This window comes from Gardnerella sp. c10Ua_244, assembly GCF_055818055.1.
Genome location: NZ_JARFVS010000001.1, coordinates 501,751 through 521,458, shown reverse-complemented (window position 1 = coordinate 521,458; position 19,708 = coordinate 501,751). Strand labels below are relative to the sequence as shown.

General features: G+C 41.9%; 17 protein-coding genes and 2 tRNA genes. 6 read left to right on the top strand and 13 right to left on the bottom strand.

What is annotated here, in order from left to right:
* Positions 1 to 333: 333 nt before the first annotated feature.
* From P0108_RS02300 to P0108_RS02260, 9 genes are all read right to left on the bottom strand, one after another.
* On the bottom strand, positions 334 to 537 hold the full coding sequence (locus tag P0108_RS02300; RefSeq protein ID WP_012913681.1) for a hypothetical protein: 204 nt from the start codon (positions 535 to 537) through the stop codon (positions 334 to 336).
* Positions 538 to 846: 309 nt separating this feature from the next.
* Positions 847 to 919 (bottom strand) — tRNA-Ala (locus tag P0108_RS02295).
* A gap of 27 nt (positions 920 to 946) precedes the next feature.
* Positions 947 to 1,020: transfer RNA gene (locus P0108_RS02290), tRNA-Ile, on the bottom strand.
* A gap of 126 nt (positions 1,021 to 1,146) precedes the next feature.
* Positions 1,147 to 1,626, bottom strand: a complete 480-nt coding sequence (locus P0108_RS02285) for a Dps family protein (RefSeq protein ID WP_012913682.1) — start codon at positions 1,624 to 1,626, stop codon at positions 1,147 to 1,149.
* A 57-nt stretch (positions 1,627 to 1,683) separates the two neighbouring features.
* Positions 1,684 to 2,979 carry a hemolysin family protein gene (locus P0108_RS02280; protein WP_012913683.1) on the bottom strand — a complete coding sequence of 432 codons (1,296 nt, stop codon included), beginning with the start codon at positions 2,977 to 2,979 and terminating at the stop codon, positions 1,684 to 1,686.
* Positions 2,980 to 3,055: 76 nt separating this feature from the next.
* Entirely contained in the window at positions 3,056 to 3,826 is a 771-nt protein-coding gene (locus P0108_RS02275) for a TIGR03943 family putative permease subunit (protein ID WP_004109484.1), read from the bottom strand.
* On the bottom strand, positions 3,823 to 4,926 hold the full coding sequence (locus P0108_RS02270) for a permease (RefSeq protein ID WP_473730719.1): 1,104 nt from the start codon (positions 4,924 to 4,926) through the stop codon (positions 3,823 to 3,825). The genes P0108_RS02275 and P0108_RS02270 overlap by 4 nt, the downstream gene beginning before the upstream one ends.
* A gap of 55 nt (positions 4,927 to 4,981) precedes the next feature.
* Positions 4,982 to 5,641 (bottom strand): carbonic anhydrase, encoded by a 660-nt coding sequence (locus tag P0108_RS02265; protein ID WP_004109491.1) that lies wholly within the window; start codon positions 5,639 to 5,641, stop codon positions 4,982 to 4,984.
* A 228-nt stretch (positions 5,642 to 5,869) separates the two neighbouring features.
* A complete protein-coding gene (locus P0108_RS02260) occupies positions 5,870 to 8,626 on the bottom strand; it encodes a phosphoenolpyruvate carboxylase (RefSeq protein WP_102703284.1) in 2,757 nt (918 codons plus the stop codon).
* Positions 8,627 to 8,832: 206 nt separating this feature from the next.
* On the opposite strand from P0108_RS02260, the gene P0108_RS02255 reads away from it, so the two are divergent.
* On the top strand, positions 8,833 to 10,554 hold the full coding sequence (locus tag P0108_RS02255) for a threonine/serine exporter family protein (protein WP_076002508.1): 1,722 nt from the start codon (positions 8,833 to 8,835) through the stop codon (positions 10,552 to 10,554).
* 98 nt (positions 10,555 to 10,652) lie between these two features.
* Here the strand turns inward: P0108_RS02255 and trpS are convergent, their stop codons facing one another.
* Positions 10,653 to 11,744 carry a tryptophan--tRNA ligase gene (trpS, locus tag P0108_RS02250; protein WP_004109506.1) on the bottom strand — a complete coding sequence of 364 codons (1,092 nt, stop codon included), beginning with the start codon at positions 11,742 to 11,744 and terminating at the stop codon, positions 10,653 to 10,655.
* A 145-nt stretch (positions 11,745 to 11,889) separates the two neighbouring features.
* Between trpS and P0108_RS02245 the strand changes: the two genes are divergently transcribed.
* Entirely contained in the window at positions 11,890 to 12,270 is a 381-nt protein-coding gene (locus P0108_RS02245; protein WP_004109509.1) for a DUF3073 domain-containing protein, read from the top strand.
* A 117-nt stretch (positions 12,271 to 12,387) separates the two neighbouring features.
* Here P0108_RS02245 and P0108_RS02240 read toward each other — a convergent pair whose 3' ends face one another.
* Positions 12,388 to 12,804, bottom strand: coding sequence for a sterol carrier family protein (locus P0108_RS02240; protein WP_004109512.1), 417 nt, complete (start codon positions 12,802 to 12,804; stop codon positions 12,388 to 12,390).
* 236 nt (positions 12,805 to 13,040) lie between these two features.
* Between P0108_RS02240 and P0108_RS02235 the strand changes: the two genes are divergently transcribed.
* Positions 13,041 to 15,530 carry a glycogen/starch/alpha-glucan phosphorylase gene (locus tag P0108_RS02235; protein WP_012913689.1) on the top strand — a complete coding sequence of 830 codons (2,490 nt, stop codon included), beginning with the start codon at positions 13,041 to 13,043 and terminating at the stop codon, positions 15,528 to 15,530.
* A 200-nt stretch (positions 15,531 to 15,730) separates the two neighbouring features.
* Here P0108_RS02235 and P0108_RS02230 read toward each other — a convergent pair whose 3' ends face one another.
* Positions 15,731 to 15,940 (bottom strand): hypothetical protein, encoded by a 210-nt coding sequence (locus P0108_RS02230; RefSeq protein WP_004106126.1) that lies wholly within the window; start codon positions 15,938 to 15,940, stop codon positions 15,731 to 15,733.
* A gap of 161 nt (positions 15,941 to 16,101) precedes the next feature.
* Here P0108_RS02230 and P0108_RS02225 point away from each other — a divergent pair, with 161 nt between their 5' ends.
* Positions 16,102 to 16,806 carry a rhomboid family intramembrane serine protease gene (locus P0108_RS02225; protein WP_102155571.1) on the top strand — a complete coding sequence of 235 codons (705 nt, stop codon included), beginning with the start codon at positions 16,102 to 16,104 and terminating at the stop codon, positions 16,804 to 16,806.
* Positions 16,807 to 17,062: 256 nt separating this feature from the next.
* Positions 17,063 to 18,376, top strand: a complete 1,314-nt coding sequence (locus tag P0108_RS02220; RefSeq protein WP_102155569.1) for a THUMP-like domain-containing protein — start codon at positions 17,063 to 17,065, stop codon at positions 18,374 to 18,376.
* A 63-nt stretch (positions 18,377 to 18,439) separates the two neighbouring features.
* Here P0108_RS02220 and crgA read toward each other — a convergent pair whose 3' ends face one another.
* On the bottom strand, positions 18,440 to 18,832 hold the full coding sequence (crgA, locus tag P0108_RS02215) for a cell division protein CrgA (protein WP_004109527.1): 393 nt from the start codon (positions 18,830 to 18,832) through the stop codon (positions 18,440 to 18,442).
* A 77-nt stretch (positions 18,833 to 18,909) separates the two neighbouring features.
* Between crgA and P0108_RS02210 the strand changes: the two genes are divergently transcribed.
* Positions 18,910 to 19,665, top strand: coding sequence for a DUF881 domain-containing protein (locus P0108_RS02210; protein WP_004109529.1), 756 nt, complete (start codon positions 18,910 to 18,912; stop codon positions 19,663 to 19,665).
* The last annotated feature ends 43 nt before the right edge of the window (positions 19,666 to 19,708 follow it).

Genomic DNA, 19,708 nt, shown 5'->3' with positions numbered 1-19,708 from the left:
TCCTTACGCTGATCAGGTTAACCGCTTAAGACGCTGCCAACACACGATTTCACGCCTTGTTAACCCATTGAGAGCAGATTTGATTTAGCTGCGCTCAATACACGGCGTAAAGATATTCATGTTTATTTATATGTGATTAGTATACCAATAGGCCTTGATGAGAAGCATTCTCATGTAAATATTATGCTTCCAAAAAAGCACCATAATGAGTTCCAACAATTACTAATTGTACTATTTGAATTATTAAATTAATAAGTTTATGCTTCATATCTTTTTAAAATTTAGGTTATAGGCCAATTTATTTGCCATAGATTCGGCCTATAACCCTAAAATTTACTGTTCTTTAGTGAAAAGAGTTCTTACAATTTTGAAAAGCATAAATAATAGACGTAGTGTGATATATGTTGCTACGAATGTTGCAAGCCAAATCATAATATTTTGAATATTCCAACCTTGACCTTTAACAAATGAAGCTACTAATAAAGAAACTACGCCAGCAGAAATATCAGCAATATTTTGTTTTATCTTATAAATCATTTTTTACATCCTTCCGTCTAAAATGAAAACCTTTATGGTTTTCATCTCTCTTTAATACCTTTCAAGTTAACAATATATTGTGTATAGTTCCACAGCAAAATATATGCCGCAATCTCTGGGAAGAGATTCAACCATTTAAACATTTTTATATTTTTTACAACACTGACAAATATCAGGGTGTCACCCTAATTTTATTAGGGGTAATCAGTAAAAAATTGGGTTATTCCCCAAAAATTGAATGGGCACGCGACAAGAAAGAAATTGATAAACAAAAAGTTCTGATTGAAAAATCAATCAGAACCCTGTTCGTGGAGCTAAGGAGACTCGAACTCCTGACCCTCTGCTTGCAAAGCAGATGCGCTACCAGCTGCGCCATAGCCCCATTCGAAAGAATGATGTCATTCTATCGTGGGCCCGGGAGGACTTGAACCTCCGACCTCATCCTTATCAGGGATGCGCTCTAACCACCTGAGCTACGGGCCCAACTCGTATGCCTAAAACATACAAGTAGTTACATTAGCACAGACACAGAAAATGTCAAACCGCAACACGCCATAAAAAGAAAACAGCGTGTTGCGGTTTGAATCAAAAAAATTAAACAGAGAATAATTAATCAAGATGGCTACGCATGAACCACTGGAACTTTTCCAACTGTTGAACATGATCTTGAATAATATTTGAGCTAACTAAATCAAGCTCATCAAGTTCCGCGATAGCCTTGCGATCGTCTGCAATCATATCGTTATAGTACTCAATAAGCGCTTGCAAATACTCCTTTGTAGACTTGCGACCAGTCAAAGCAAAACGCTTCCATGTGCGAGCAGCAACAACATCGTCTGCGCGGCCAAGTGGAGAGCCGCCCAAAGTTGCAATTCGCTCAGCAGTTTCATCCGCCTGCGCCAAAACTTCAGCAACCTGTGGATCAAGCATTTCGTGCACTGCAATAAAATCTGGACCAGTAACATTCCAATGCGCATGCTTGAGCACCAAAGCAGCTTCCTGCTCGTGGCTTAAACGATTCTGTAAAATGGCAACAGCCTTTTCACTGGCCGCTTCGTCGAGACCTGGCAAAATATGCAACAAAGCCATGTTCTATCCTTCCTTAGGTTTGTTAATACCGTTATTATTCTACTGCTATGGCTTAAACTACGCGCGGCGACGCACTTCAATCGTCGCAATACGCCTACCATCAACCGCAGTCACAGTCATATCGTAACCATCCGCATCATGCAAAACAGCTCCAACACTTCCCATTGAACCAGTATGCGCTAAAAAGTAGCCTGCAACAGTCTCATACGGACCGTCCTCAAGCTCAATGCCGGTAATGTCAGCAAAATCTTCAATGGTCATACCGCCATCAATTTTTGCAACACCATTTACAAAAGCAGTTGTTTTATTCACATTATTTTGCTCAGTTTCACCAGGCAAATCATATTCATCGCGAATATCTCCAACTAGCTCTTCTGTCATGTCCTCAAGCGTAACAATACCGTCAGTTCCACCATATTCATCGATGACAACAGCCAAATGAATACCACGTTTACGAAGAAGTTCCAGGCTCGGCAATAGTTTGGAAGTTCCAGGAAGACTAATTCCTTCGCGAGTTACATCTGCAACAGTTTTTGCATTTGGATCACGCACATCTAGCAAATCACGAACATGCACAAAACCTATAACATCATCAAAATCTTTGCCAATAACAGGGTAGCGAGAATACGGAAGCTCACGAATTTTCGCGGCAGCTTCTTCAAGGCTCAATGAACCATCCAAAAACTCAACATCAGCACGAGGACGCATTACTTCAGCAACAATAGTTTCAGACGCATCAAACACATCATCCAAAATAGTACGCTCATCCTGACTTAAACGTTTATTGCTATTGACAAGAACACGCAATTCTTCGTCAGAAACTTCGCTTTCCTTCTCATTAGGATCAAAGCCAAGAATGCGCACAAAACCGTTAGTATTCTTTCCAATAAGCCAAATTAAAGGCTTGCAAATCTTTGAGAAAACATCAACCGCCGGCACAACCGCTCGCGCAATCTGCTCAGCACGCTGCATAGCAATACGTTTTGGAACTAATTCAGAAATAACAATAGAACAGTAAGAAATAACAAGAGTTAGAAAGATTGTTGTAAGTGGGCCAGCAACGTGCGAAGAAACACCCCATGAACATACAACCGGCACAACATACGGAGCTAAAGCAGACTCACCAAACGATGCAGAAAGAAAGCCAGAAAGAGTTACTCCAATTTGTAGAGCAGATAGAAAAGTGTTAGGGTCGCGGGCAATTTTTGCAACTCTAGCGCCACGCGCATCCTGCAATTCCATGCGATCAATTTGCGAACTTCTCAAGCTCACTAAAGCTAATTCGGTTGCCGCAAATACGGAACCAAATAGCAAAAAAATCATAATGAGTAGAATATTAAAACCAATCGCCATACTTGTTATCTTAGTTTACTTCTATGCGATATCAACAATTCTAAAATAATTATCACCATTAACGAAGATAAATTATTTATGGGCGATAAAAATATCCAGTTGGAGCTTGAGCTGTTTGCATTGATATAACGTGCAGCACAACTCCAGGATGCTGATATCCAGGAATGCCAATATTGCCTCTAGAAACGCGTGCACGAACACGCACCCATTCATGATCTTGAATTTCGCCAATATTTGATTTTTCGGCAACTAATCCAAACGGAGACATGTCGAGAATACAGCATGACATAAGCTGACGAGATACCCTAAATTGATTTGCATTCAACGTAGAATCTCTGCTGACAAAACCTGTAAGAGTAATCGCGTATCCATCATATTTTGCAGCATTATGATCGATTTCGTCATACCAGGAGCCGAAATCATCATCATCAACTGTTATCTCATGAGATTTTTCATACAATCCTGGCAAAGGATAATTTTGGCTACGAATAGCAATAGCACGACCGCCAGCATACTGGTCGAATCCATCTACACTAATATTTTGAGCGTAACGCAAAGGAACAATAATAAGTAGCGCAGGAACAACGAAAGCTACAAACATACGCCAAACATCGCGCGAAGAAACAGAAAACCATCCAATCGCAGCACATATAGACAAAATAAATAGCAAAATAGCAGTAATTAACAAATAATAATATGCTCTAGGCGTAGTAAAAAGCGTATATCTACCGCTTAAAGTAACTTCCGCAATTATGACTGCAAAAAATAGCAATAAAATAGCTTCTACCAATTGAGCTAAAGTGATTTTTTTACAAGCATTATGCTCAACACATTTTTGCTTTTTCATGCGATGAACCCCCAAGCCCAGTGAGCTAATAATGACGCTAGGAAGCACGCAAAAGCAATAGTTAATGTTAAGCGCCACACAAATTTACCACGGCAATCCTCAACGAGCATAAGCGTATTCTTTAAATCAAGCATAGGACCAAACAGCAGAAATACTAGCACCGACGACATAGGCAATGATGTTGCTAAACTTCTTGCAATTACAGCATCTGAGCTGGAGCATAGAGAGCTTGCGTACGCAATAGCCATCATTACAGGAATAGCAATGAAAACATTACTCACTTGCACGCGAGAAGCAGGATCAGCTCCGAGCCATGCGCGAATTACAGAAGCAACTATAGTTCCACATACAATAATTGGAATTAATTTTATTAAATCCTGATGTATATGCTGCACATATTTGCGAATTTGCGCAGAAATACTATGCTTTTCAATATTATTTTTTGTGAGATTACTTTCGTTATTCAATTCGCAAGAACAATGTAAAGAAGATTCGCTTTCTACTAAAATTTTCTTACGCAAAATATTGGTTTTCGAAGGGAATATAACAAAACTTAATCCAACTAATAATGCAATACCAACACCTAGAGCAATACGCATAATAGCAACAGCTGGAGCGTCAGAAAACGCATAAAATGTTGCCAATACAGATACTGGATTTACAACAGGAACTGCACATAGAAAAGTTATGGCGCACGGCAATGGTAGTTTTCTTGCAACTAAACGAGAAAACGTTGGAACGACTACACAATCACAAACCGGCATACAGACGCCGGCTAATATGGCAGCCAAGAAACCATTTGCTGTAGATTTTGGAACATGTTTCTCAATAAAATCAGCAGTTACCCAAGTTTCTACTGCAGCAGAAACAAGCACACCTATGAGCGTAAAAGGTATAGCTTGTAGCAACAATCCGGAAACACCTCGAATTGTTGTATCAACGAGAAACCAAGGATGTTGCCCTTGTAAAGCAGGAGCAGCTGCAATAATAAAAGCTACTAAAGGAGCTCCGACAAGCAAGAAAAGATAGTTCGCAGAATTAGCGGAATTTGCAGAATTTGCAGAATTTGCATCAAGCGTATCTTTAGATGATTGATTCATATCTGTAACCTAACAACGTATTAATAATTCTGTTAAAAATGCGACTACATGCTACTTAGCATGAAAGAACCTCTACTAAACCATCACTCATTCTATACCTAGCGCCAACTAGCATAAGGTTATCGTTAAAAGCGGCTTCACGAATAATTTGAGATTTATCGCAAATTTCAGCCAACATATTAGACACGTGAATGCGCTCAATATCGTCCGTGCTCAAGTCTTCTTCAATACCTGCGAGCGCAGCCGGCCCTAAAGAACGAAGCAATATTGACCCGCTAGACTCAATTATTTCGCTTGTTTCATCTTCGCCGTATTTAGAAACCAGCTTTTGCACATTCGGCAAAACGGCTTGTACAGCACCGCAATGCTCGTGTCCAAGAACAACAAGCACTTTTACTCCCAAATCGCTTACAGCGTATTCTAAAGATGCAATTACAGCATCATCAAGCACTTCGCCTGCAGTGCGGACAGAAAAAATATCACCTAAACCAGCACCAAACACAAATTCTGGAGCCACGCGCGAGTCAGCACAGGAAAGAACAACAGCTCCAGGATGCTGACCTTCAATAAGAGATAATCTCGTTTCTTCACTAAGTCCATGGCAATTTAATGAGCCTTCTGCAAACTTACGATTACCAGCTAGCATCGCGCTCCACACAGATGTAGCCAAAAGTGAATCTTCTTTTAAAAGATCTTCTTTGACTGTCTCGTGCATTATTACCTCCTTGTATTGATGCGCTTGCGCAAAGATGACAAATACAAGCTATCAACAAATTTTGAAAAACACTTCGACTTATAAAACATATTCTATCGTTACTGTGTTAAATAGAAAATATGCTATAAAAGCTAACAAAATTTATAAAATATGATTATAAAAAGAAAAGCCAACGCACAGCTAATAAAGCAGTACGAAGGCTTTTCTTAATCACATAAACTTATAAAATCATCCAGTATTCTGCAAGCCTGCAGCAACACCAGAAACAGTGCAAAGAATAAGGTAGATGAACTCTGCCTGTTGGCTTTCGCTAAGCTCTTCTTTGTCTACCTTGTTGCGAAGCTTGTGCAATGCAAGCGACTGGATTACAGACAGCGCGTCAACATAAGGCGAGCGCACGCGGATTGCCTGACCGAGCACGTGACGATGTTGCAAAGGCCACTTGTCGTCAACAATTTGCAAAACCCACTTGCGAGTAAGCTGCATTTCTGAAAGTACTTTATCACTCAAATCTTCGCGATCTCCAAGGCTTAAGTACATGCGAGCAATACGCTCATCCGTTTTAGCCAAAGACATCTCAATATTGTCAATAAAAGTACTAAACAGCGGCCACTCTTCGTAAGCGCGACGCAAAGTTTCCAAATCGCCAAACTTTTCGCAAGCAGTACCCAATCCGTACCATGCTGCTAAGTTAATGCGAGCCTGAGCCCAGGAGAACACCCACGGGATTGTGCGCAAATCATCCAACGACTTCGCACCCAAACCGCGCTTAGCTGGGCGAGAACCGATTGGAAGCAAACCAATCTCACTAAGCGGCGTAACCGTAGAGAACCATGGAGTAAAGTCATCCGTTTGCAGCAAATCAAGGAAACGCTCATGAGCTGCAACATCAAGTTTTGCAGCCATATCCGCATACTTCTTCGTCATATCAGTGTTAGTTTTCTCAACACTTGGCGAAGACTGAAGCAAAGTTGCAGAAGCAACGGATTCAACGTGACGAATAGCAAGAATTGGATTGCCATATCGTGCGAAAATAACTTCGCCCTGCTCAGTAAGCTTGAAGCGGCAGTTGACGGAACCAACTGGCTGAGCAAGCACTGCACGGTTTGCAGGACCGCCACCGCGACCAACAGCACCGCCGCGGCCGTGGAACAGTGTCAAATCAATATCGTGCTTCTTAGCCCACTTAGCAATGCGCTCCTGAGCAGAATGCAAAGCAAGCGTTGCGGAAGTAGGACCAGCATCCTTGGAAGAATCCGAGTAGCCAAGCATAACTTCCATCTTGCGGCCAGTAGCCTTAAGACGAGCTTGCACTTCAGGAATTTTAATAATCTCCTCAAGCACATTTACAGAGTTTTGCAAATCTTCCAACTGCTCAAACAGCGGAATGACGTCGATTGTTGGCGCATCCTGTGGGTGAGCGAAAGCAAGACGATTTAGCTCAAATACGTCACGTACATGCTGAGCAGATTTTGCGAAGGAAATAATATAACGTCGAGCAGCGCGCATACCGTTGCGCTTTTGAATTGCTCCTAAGGCGCGGAACGTATCGAGTACTTCACGAGTCATTGGCTGAAGCGGACCGCGTTCGCCATGCAATCCATGTTCGCGAATATCTTCCAAAGCGCGAGAATGCACGAGAGAATGCTGACGGAATTCCATTTCAACCATGTGGAATCCAAAGGTTTGCGCTTGCCAAATCAAATCCTGCAAAGGACCATATGCAGCACGAGGATCTCCGCCTTCTGCCAAAGAGCGTTGCACAATTTGCAAATCCTCAATGAAATCTTCGCAAGAATGATACATCAAATCCGTATCGCGGCTAATAGTGCGATGCAAACGGTCAGCCATTACCAACATTACTGCACGATGTGGCTCACTATTAGAAACGTCTGAAGCGTTTTCTGTAAGCTGTTCGCTCATTTCGCGCTGACGATTCCATAATTCAAGCAACTCCACGCTTGGAGGAGTTGTGCGAGTTTCCATAGTTAAGCACTTGCCAACTTCGCGCGTGCGATTCTCCAAAGCTGCAAGCACGTGATCGCTAAACTTTCGAGCGACTTGACGGCTCACTTTAGCTGTCACATTAGGATTGCCATCTCGATCTGAACCAATCCAGCTTCCTGGATGGAAGAATGCAGGGCAACGCGGAGGAACTAATCCAGCCTTCTTACCAAGCAGCCAATCGTCAAATCGACGATACACGACTGGAATCGTGTCAAACAAAGTGGCGTCAAAAATGTCAAGAATAGTATCCGCTTCTTCAACCGGAGTCGGCTTCTTTAAAGCAATCGGAGAAGTACGAAGAAGCGCATCAATTTCGTTATAGAGACGACGATAATTTTCGCGCTTATCAGATCCACCTAAACGATGATGTTCGCTTAATAATTGCGAAATTCTGCGAATCTTACCTGCAACGGCTTTACGACGAGCTTCGGTTGGGTGCGCGGTAAATACAGGATGAAACTCAAGCTTTGCAAGCAATTCTTTCGCTTCAGCAGGGCTCATTTCAGTGAGCAACTTGTGATAAGCACAAGTTAGTTCGTTAACTGGATCAACAGGCAATGAATCTTCAACTTCACATTCACGCTGATGAAGTACAGAAACACGATAATTTTCCTCGCACAAATTTGCCAAGTGGAAATATGTTGCGAAAGCACGAGCTAAAAGCTGCGTATCGTGCAAATTCATTCCGTTGAGCCTGCTAACAGCTTTACTTAAGCCATCATCTGCAGTTACTTTTGCGTCTACCATTTGCGCAAAATGAGCCGCACTAGCTTCTACAGCATTCAAACGCACATCGTCGAATACTGCTAATAATTTTTCATCGAATTCGCCAAGAACATCGCGAAGAATATGCAAGCACAAATCCATGTCTTGCTTAAGTGATGCTGGAAGGTCACGCTCCTCTGGGCCTTTTCGCCCTAAACCAGACGTAACAATAGTTGCGTCTGCCGGAGTAACCTGCTGATTTTCTGTTGCCATCAGACCTCCTTACGCCAGACTAAGGTTGCTTGGTCGTCTGACTTCCGCAGCTCCTCCGCGGTTATGTAGGTCAGAAGTTGCAAGCCCACAGCCTTGTTTCCAGCGAGATACCAAGTTAATTGTGAAACTACCACCGGACGTAGTAAAGAATGCTGATTTATCAACAAAATATAACTCGGCAACGGGGTTGCGTATACTAAAAAATTGTGAGTACAGCAGAGAATAATATTGAGAATAATGAATACGACAACAGCATCAACAACTGCGATTGCGATAAGCCTGAAATTCTTTCGACTGGTCATATAGTCGGAAAACCTTCTGGGCGTTTTCATACTCATGCTATTCCACTCGATATGGACGATGTTGAGCGAGATTGGGATAAGCCAGTTACACAAGCAGGAATTGCTGCAAAATCGAGTATTATTATTCGCGTCGGTGCGCTCGGCTTAGGAGCAGGCACAGGAAGCTACCGAGTTCGCGAGCTTATGCACAGAATCGGCGAACCAATGGGTGTACATGTGCGCGCGGACGTGAATCTCACAGATATTGAAGCAACTTGTACTGATAAGCATGAGCGAATTACTGAAGTTGTAGATCTTCCAACCACAGGTGTTAACACTGAGCGCATTTGGCTTCTAGAACATTTTGCAGATTGGTTTAACGTCAAGCTTGGAAACGATTCTTTATATCACTCTAAAGCTGCTGTTTCTAAGGAATTAGTTGACACATTGCAAGCGAGCGACGACGAACATACCATTGTACAAACAGCTAAGCAGTCTGAAGAAAATGCTACTAAAATTGCAAAAAAGAAAGCGTTGCAAGAAGCTATAAAAAAAGAAAAACCACGCGGCATTTTTGCATTACAGCCAGAAAGTGCTTATGCTGAACATTTTTCACACGTAAACACATCCAGTAGTAATGGCGAGCCTAAAAATAATCATCCTCTTACGGTTAGAGAAGTACATGACCGTCTTGATTTGATTAAAAATAGGAAACCGCTATACAAACCGTGGTTTGCTGGTCTTGCTTCGGCAGTTGCTTGCGCATCCTTTGCGTTCTTGCTTGGCGGCGGCATTTACGACATGATTGGTGCTTTTATTGGAGCAGGAATCGGTCACTATATTCGTCGCAGAATGTTTATGAAGCATCTAAACCAGTTTGTAGTTACATTCGTAGCTGTTGCAATAGGTGCACTATCATGCATTGGGGCTTTACGTCTTATTGGCTTCTTTGACCCTAGCGCGCTCAATCATACAACTGCATATATTGGCTCAGTGTTGTTTGTTATTCCTGGATTCCCTCTTATTACAGGCGGTTTAGATATTGCAAAAATTGATTTCCCTTCAGGAATTCAACGACTTTGTTACACAATGGCTATTATTTTGATGGGAACTCTTGCGGGATGGACAGTTGCAAGCCTTGTACATCTCAATCCTCAAGGCTTCCCTCCTCTCGGATTAAATCCTTGGCTTAACGCAGTTCTTCGACTTATTACAGCTTTTGCCGGAGTATGGGGCTTCTCAGTTCTATTTAATTCTCCACAACGAATGTGCTTAGTTGCTGGCGTTATTGGCGCTATTACTGACACATTGCGTTTAACTATGACAGATTTTGGAGTTGCTGCCGAAATTGCAGCTTTCAGCGGTGCTTTATTGGCAGGTTTGCTAGCTTCTGCTTGGAGAACTATCGTTCGTCACGGATTAGCGCCTCAATATTTGGGTTATCCACGAATAGGTCTTACGGTTCCATCTATCGTAATTATGGTTCCTGGACTTTATATGTATCGCGCAATGTTTTATCTTGGTCAATTTCACACGCTTCCAGCGTTAGACTGGACTTTCCGCGCTTTCATGGTAATTATTTGCTTACCTATTGGTCTTGCTGTAGCACGCGTTATTACAGATAAAAGCTGGCGTTACGACGTGTGATGTTCTAAGTTTCAGTTCGTTAATTTTTAACAAAAAGCCGCTTACAAGTTTTCTTGCGAGCGGCTTTATTTTTTATTAATTTACTTATTGAAATTTAATTAATACTTCATTCCCATAGCATCTCGCACTTGGGAAAGCGTTTCTTCTGCAATAGCATTTGCACGCTTATTGCCATCATGCAAAATGTCTCGAACAGTATCCATATCTTTTGCAAGTTCTGCACGACGCTCACGGTGAGGTGCCAAGAAATTATTTACATTTTCAATTACGTAAGCTTTCAATGCGCCAGCACCAGCGTTACCAATTTCTTCAGCAATCTCTTTAGGATCCCTACCTGTAACTAAACCTGCAGTAGTAAGAAGTGCAGAAACTTGCGGACGAGTTACTGGATCAAAAGTAATCATCCTCTCAGAATCAGTTGGACTCTTCTTAATTAATTTGGCAGTTTCTTCGGCAGTAGCCCCGAGCATAATCGAGTTACCGTAAGATTTGCTCATCTTTCGTCCGTCCAATCCTGGAATTTCAGGAGCATCAGACAAAATTGCTGCTGGCTCTGGGAACACTGGATTCTTTTTTGCGTATCTCTCATTAAAACGACGCGCAATTGTACGAGTGATTTCAACATGCGGCAAATTATCTTTACCAATCGGCACAACATTAGCTTTACAGAACAAAATATCGCAAGCCTGGTGCACTGGGTACGTAAGGAGCAATCCGGTTAAAGCATGTCCAGATGATTCCATTTCCGACTTTACAGTAGGATTCCTGTGTAATTCTGCTTCTGTAACAAGCGAAAGGAAAGGCAACATAAGCTGATTTGCTGCAGGAACTGCGGAATGAGTAAATATCATTGTTTTTTCAGGATCAATTCCGGCAGCCATATAATCCAGCACTAAATTCAAAACATTATCTTCAATATGCTCAGTGGTGTCACGATCAGTAATTACTTGATAATCTGCAATAATAATATTGGTTTTTACTCCGCGCTGCTGCATTGCAACACGCTCACGAATAGATCCAAAATAATGTCCTAAATGCAAACGACCAGTTGGGCGATCTCCAGTAAGCATAGTAAAAGACGAAGGGCTAGCTTGTAACTTTTCAAGCGTTGCATCTGAACGTTTACGCGCTGCAAGGAAGCTTGCGCTCATCTCATTACCAGCAGCTGTAACCTGTGCTTCTTCCGGCATTTTAGGCTCCTTAATTGTGCGTATTTTTACGCTGAAAATATGGCTTTTATGGTAAAAGTTTACACAGACAATATACTCGGTTGCGGTTAAGTGGTACGCTCTTGTGTGATGAACTGATTGTTACTTAATTTTTAGAGGGGGTCAGATGGGCCGCGGACGACAGAAGGCAAAGCAACAGAAAATTGCCCGTAAGCTCAAATACCTGACGACCGATACGGATTATGACGAGCTTGCTAAGGAACTTAATTCCAGCGAACCCGGACAAGGATCCTTCGATCCATTTGCGTCGAGCGAAAGCTATGAGGAAGATACATATCTTCCAGAAGAGAATGACACAGATCAAGAAAATGATGTCGTTGATGCTTCAAACGAAGATGATTTAGACGAGTATGCCAAGTGGGCTGCGGAAGCAGCTGCAAAAGCCGTTAGCAGCGAAAACTCTTCTACAAACTCGGGAGCGCACACGCCAGCGCATCATCATATCCCTATGCCAATTCCAAACTTCATACACAAACACGACAATTAAAAATTAAATTTATTAAAATTATTTTATTTACGTATCCTGGGCATTCGAAATACTGTTTGCCCAGGATATTTGTAAATACACGCTGTAAATACGCAATTAAGCTACAATAAAGTCAACTTACAGCGGCAAAATATCGCTTAAATCATCACGCTCGCCAATTGCACTTATGTTGCCAAAGTCCTGTTCCTGATGCCATTTAGTAACACCACTCGCTAATCTAAGCCATACTTTAGGCTCAAGTTCAATAACATCTGGCGGTGTGAGATTATGCGGATCCGAAGCTGGTCCTTCCAAAATTTTTACTGCACCAAAAGGCGCAACCCTTACTTCTACTGCGCACCCAGGCACTTTATTCTCAAGAAGATATAGCGAATATCTAACCGCTAAAGCTTCGTCGTTTAAAGAGATATTTAAAATATTACTATTTATTTGCATGGCTTCTATGCCATTGCCAAGTGCTTTAATAGCAGATTCACGCCAGAATTGCCAAGCACATTGTCCTCGTTTTATATCTCGTTCAAGTATTACTGACATATTTTTATTATCTTCTAAACAACCTACTTTCAGCAATATATTTGTATTAAGACGTTATATACAAATATTTAAAGGGATTAGGTTGTGGTATTCTTGGGGTTATCGTGTGCATTCACATGCCTCTTGTAGTTATCTTCAAAAGTTATCTGCAAAATGGTGATGGTTTAATTGCCTAAACACAAAGTTTTAGGCTGCACACTTTTAGGAAATATATCAAACGGCACAAGGAGTCAAATATGACTAAACACGTCGCGCCGAAAGCCAAAACTACTGCGACGGCATTTGCCAAAGAACTTCAAGAGCACCTCAAGTACACCCAGGGTGTAACGCCAGAGCAGGCCACTACGGCAGATGTGTATGTTGCCGCTGCTACCGCAGTTCGTCGTCACTTGATGGACTCTTGGATGCAGACTCAGCATGACATGGTTAATGGCAACACCAAGGCTGTGGGCTATTTGAGCGCAGAGTTCTTGATGGGTAAGCAGCTTGAGAACGCTTTGTTGAACGCTGGTCTTACTGACCAATTCAATAAGGCTGTTACTAAGCTTGGCTTCGATCCAAAAGCTGTTATCGATGCCGAGTATGAACCAGGTTTAGGTAACGGCGGTTTGGGTCGTCTCGCAGCCTGCTTCATCGATTCACTCGCCTCTATTGGCGTTCCAGCATTTGGCTACGGCATCCAGTATCGTTACGGCATCTTCAAGCAGCGCTTTGATGAAGAAGGTAAGCAGGTTGAAACCCCTGATTACTGGCTTAGCAACGAAGAGCCATGGGGTCACATTGATTATGGTCGTGACCAGCGCGTCAACTTCGGTGGTGAAGTTGTAGAGGAAAACGGCAAGCGCGTTTGGAAGCCAGCTTGGTCTGTTCGCGCAGTACCAGTTGACTACATGGTTCCAGGTTATAATTCTGGTCGCGTAAATACTCTTCGTTTGTGGACCGCTAAGTCTTACGATGAGTTTGATTTGCTCACCTTCAACAAGTCCGAGTACTTGGATGCTGTAAAGCCACAGGTTGCAGCAGAAAACATTTCTAAGATTCTTTACCCAGAAGATTCCACTCCAGAAGGTAAGGCTTTGCGTCTTGAGCAGCAGTACTTCTTCGTAGCTGCTTCTATTCATGATGCAATCCGCGTATTCTACCCAGGTCAGGATAAGCCGGATCTCACTACCTTCCCAAGCAAGATTAACTTCCAGTTGAACGACACTCACCCAGTTATCGGCATTCCAGAGCTTATGCGCGTTCTTATGGACGAGTACGGCTACGATTGGAACACCGCTTGGGGTATCACCACCAAGACCTTCAACTACACTTGCCACACCTTGCTTCCAGAAGCTTTGGAAGTTTGGCCAGCCAAGCTTATTGGCGAACTGTTGCCACGCCACCTTGAAATCATTCAGGGCATTAGCGAGCAGTTCCGCAACGAGCTTCGCGGTAAGGGCGTTGCTGAGGATCAGGTTGAGCGCATGCGCATCGCTACCGACGCTGACGAAAATGGCGAAGGTGCTGTAGTTCGCATGGCTTACTTGGCTACCTACGGCGGTTCTTACGTTAACGGTGTTGCTGAACTTCACTCTGAGTTGTTGAAGGATGTCACTTTGAAGGACTTCTCCAGCGTTTACCCAGATAAGTTCAAGAACGTTACTAACGGCGTAACTCCTCGTCGTTTCGTGCGCTTGAGCAACCCACGCATGTCTGCTCTTATTACTGAGGGCTTGGGCACAGACGCATGGCAGGGTAATTTGGAGCTTCTCGAAGGCTTGAAGCCATTGGCTGACGACAAGGCGTTCGTTAAGAAGTTTGCTGAAGTTAAGAAGCAGAACAAGCTTGCCTTCGTTGATTTCGCAAAGCAGAAGTATGGCTTTGAGATCAACCCAGACACAATGTTCAACACCATTGTTAAGCGTTTGCACGAGTACAAGCGCCAGTCCATGAAGATCCTCCAGGTTATCTCCACATACGCTGGAATCAAGAATGGCACAATCGACGTAGACAAGATGCTTCCACGCACCGTGTTCTTCGGCGCTAAGTCTGCTCCAGGCTATGCTATGGCAAAGCTTACGATTCAGCTCATCAACAATGTTGCTCGCGTTGTGAACAACGACCCAGCTTGCAAGGGCAAGCTCGCAGTGTTCTTCCCACCAAACTACAACATTGAACTTGCTATGAACTTGATTCCTGCAACCGATTTGGATGAGCAGATTTCTCAAGCTGGTAAGGAAGCTTCTGGCACTGGTAACATGAAGTTCGCTTTGAACGGTGCTTTGACTGTTGGTACTCTCGATGGTGCAAATGTTGAGATTCGCGAGCGCGTTGGTGCTGAGAACTTCTTCCTCTTCGGCATGACCGTTGACGAGGTTGAGAAGCTCTACGCTGAAGGCTATGATCACGGCGGCTCCCGTAAGTACTATGAATCTGATCCTCGCTTGAAGACTGCTGTGGATATGGTTGCTGACGGCACCTTCTCCAACGGCGACAAGAGCGTGTATGAGCCACTCGTTAACGATTGGCTTACCCATGATTACTTCATGGCAATGGCTGACTTCAGCTCTTATATGGATATTCAGGCTCAGATTGAGGAAACTTACCGCGATCCAATGAAGTGGGCTCGCATGGCAGTCTTGAACGTAGCCAACTCTGGTTACTTCTCTTCTGACCGCTCTATCGAAGATTACCTCGATCGCATTTGGCACACTGGTGCTCTTCCAACACCTGTTGCTGAGTAATTGAGTATTCTCCAATAGCAATACATAGAAAATAAAAGGCGGAGGCTGTTAATCAGTTTCCGCCTTTTTGTGTAGATTTTAGTTAAATTGCATGTAAGACAAACGCTTTTGTTTGCAACAATTCTTTAGTAATTACAAATAAAGGCGACTACGAATATACGCAATCGCCTTTATTTTGGACTGTATAAAGCAAATGTCACTTATGCCTCGGCGGCAGGAGTATCGTTAGCTTCTTTCTCTTCTTTTTCTAACCCTAGGTCAATTGGCGAAGAACTGTTCTCCCATGGTTCCTCCCAAGGGTCATAATCAGGATTATGCTGCTTGTACACATACAACGCAGCAATACCTGCGAGCAGTGCTCCGAAGAGCAGTGCAAAGAACTTCCAACCGCCAGAGGATCTGTTCTCCATGATGGCTCCTTTCCGGTTAAGCTGACCTGCTCGTCCAAGTCAACAATCTATACCGCTTTTTGTCGCGTAATAACTATCATAGTTGCTTTTCTTCAGAGTTGCATCTTTTTTAAATAATGTTATTGATTAAATTTGTGAAGTAAAACCGATATCATAAGCATATGCACAACTTTGATATTAAAAATATTTTAAATAATATAAGACTTCGTTTTAACACAACCACAGCCATTTTAGTATATTCATGCATTTTTATTTGGATATTGGAAATGATACTGAACTTTGCATATCCAAATTATTATTCGACTCTAATAAGCTATACTGCGTTTCTTCCAATTACTGCGTTACAAACACCTTGGACTTGGTTCACATCAATGTTTGTTCACGCACCAAATTTAACCCATATTTTCTTCAATATGCTATGTCTTTGGTCGCTCGGAGTTGAATTAGAACGATTCTTCGGTAAATGGAAGTTTTTTGGATTGTATTTAATATCCGGCTTTGGTGGAAGCGTAGCTGATATTGTATGGTGCAAACTCACTAATAATTGGTTCGTTGCTTCATACGGTGCTTCGGGAGCTATTATGGGGCTTATAGGTGCACTTCTCGTAGCACAATGGCGACTAGGAGAAAACATGCGAGGAACAATTATTTGGATTGCTATTACTCTCGCTATGCCAGTCATTGTGCCTAATATCGCTTGGCAATCACACGTTGGAGGCTTAGTTTCTGGTACCGCAATTGCAGCATTGCTCGGAGTACAAAATCCGCTACTTAAAAAAGCTTCGTTTAATACGCGTTTCTTAGTATATTTTGTATCACTATTTGCTATTCTCACTGCTTGTGCAATGTTTTGTTTGAAGGCATAATTTGTTAAATTACACGTGTGTAGTTTTCCACCAATGTGCACAGGATTGTGTATAAGTTGTGCCTAAATTGGTGACAACTATATAAGTTATCCACATAGTTAATCACAAACGTTGATAACTTGCCTTTTTTGAACCTGTGCACAAGTGTATAAGAGTTATCCACAATTTAAGTTTTTTGTGGACTAAACTATCGACTACATAATTTTAATCTTTACTTGCTCTAAAATTTTCTACACCTCAACAAGGAATGAGATTCATGCCTACACTTCAAGTTCCAAAAACAATCGAACCAGCAAACGCTTCTACACTCACTTTTATTAAAGAAAACGCACAATTGTCACCAAGCAAAGCTGCTCTTAAAGCACCACGCAACGCAAATATCGACATACCTTTTGCAATTAACCAAATAGCAGGTAGGCAGATCGCGCAACAAAAACTGCCAAAATGGGCTTCCTGCAACGAAGTTATATACCCTGCGCATATTTCTATGGAACAGTGTTCTTCTCAATCAACAGCACAATACAAGGCAAATGTTGCAAAAGAATTACTCAACAAATTAAATTCAGAAAATTTTAGTAGCACACTTGTGGATCTTACTGGCGGCTTTGGCGTTGATTGCGCAATAATGTCTGAAGTTTTCGATTCTGCTATTTGTATTGAACAGCAAAACGAACTTTCTAGCATTGCACATCACAATATGAATGCACTTGGTATTACAAACGTAAAATGCTACAACAACAATAGTCTTGATGCACTCAAAAATATTCCTAAGTCAACGATAATATACGTCGATCCAGCTCGTCGTAACAAACAAGGATCTCGCACATACGCTATTGAAGATTGCACTCCAAACGTATTAGATCTTAAAAATCAATTGCTCACTAAAGCAGAAATAGTGATTATTAAACTTTCTCCAATGCTTGATTGGCACAAAACAGTTAGCGATTTTAGTGGCAATGTAGAAGCCGTACATATAGTCGCACATAGTAACGAGTGCAAGGAACTATTGATAATACTCAGCAACTCTCAGCACACAAAAGTACCAGTATATTGCGCAAACGATGATCAGATAACTGTTGTACAAGCAACTTACAATACTTCAACAAATCAGGTATCAATACAGCCTGGGTCAAATGTTTTAAATAATAGAGAAGAAAATAATAAAAAAGATAAAATTTTAGATATAAATAACTGGCAAGAATGGTCGCAATACGTTTATGAGCCAAATGCAGCAATCATGAAAGCTGGCTGTTTTTCATTGTTAGAAACTCAATACAATATACAACAAATCAGTGCGAATAGTCATGTTTACGTATCGGAAGAATACTACTCAGAATTTCCAGGAAAAATATGGAAAATTGAAAATATATGCAGCATGAATAAACGAGAAATAAAACAAACTTTTGCTGATATTACTCATGCAAATATTGTTACTCGTAACTTTCCAATACCTGTAGAAGCATTGCGCAAAAAATTAAACTTACAAGATGGCGGAAATACAAGAATTATTGCAACAACTGATAGCAATAAAAATCATATACTTATTCGCGCCGCAGCAGCAACAAAATAAAAAGTAGCTACGCAATATTTGCATAACTACTTTTAAAACATATTAAGCAGTTTGTTTTACAGACTAACGCCACCACATTGTCATAATGAATCCAGTCATTACTATTACTAATGCAATAACTAAATTCCATGCACCAATTCCAGGAATTGGAAGCACAGGGTTCAAATAATAAACAACAGCCCAAATTAATCCAACGACCATTAATGTGCAGAACAGCGGCACAAACCATGCAGCATTAGCTTTTGTGCCTTTAATGCTTTCTTCGACACGTCGCCTATTTTCAGCTTGTCTCTGCATCATTTGCTGAATCTGTGGAGAAAGCGCTGCTTTATCCGCAGTAGCATTCAACACTGCTTCAACTTCGTCCATAGGAACGCCATAAGTATTCTCATTTGACGTATCGCTCTTCTTTGCAGCGTCGTCAGCTGCAGTCGTGTGCAATTCTTCATCAGCCATAACTGTAACTCTCCAATCAATCGGCTACACGCTATAATAGTGGTTACACTCGAACGCGTGAAGGATGAAGATAAAATATGGCTAAGAGAACTGGGAAACATCGTGCTCAACACTCGCTGTTAAGCAGTTTTGCTGTTGCCGTTGCAGTATTTCTTACCGGCTATTTATTCGTTCTTAACTTGCGCGTAAACCGCTCTGCTTTTGTGACTTCTAATACGAGTCAAATGGTTGAAAGAAATTCACAGCGCACAAAAAATTTACGAGAAGATATAAAATCTTTAGATTCTAAAATTAATTTACTTAATAAAACGCTTGGTAGCAGCACTAGTGAAGGAAAAGAATCTTCTGATACTGGAAGTAGTACCGTACTTCCAAAACTTGAAGGACCTGGAATTGTTGTAACTCTTAACGACTCTCCTCTATGGAAAGGCGCAGTTAATGGTTCCGGAACATCCGGAACCATTAATGATTACGTAATCCACCAGCAAGATATTGAAGCTGTAGTAAATGCTTTGTGGCGCGGCGGAGCAGAAGCAATAACTATTCAGGATCAGCGAGTATTATTTAACTCCGCAGTTGTTTGTATTGGTAACGTTCTTATGTTGCAAGGTCATCAGTACTCGCCACCGTATAAAATATCTGCTATTGGTCCAATGGATAGCATGGTTGATGCTCTAAACAATTCACCAGCCATACACACCTACAAGGAGTATGTAAGTTCGTTTGGATTAGGATGGAAAGTGGAGAAAAAGAATAATCTGCGATTCCCTGAAGCATCGGCTTTGTTGCAACCATTAAGGTACGCAACAGTTCCTAAAGTGCTAAACAAATAAAATATGTTGCAAAGTCTTCATACATCAATAAAGGAGTAGCACA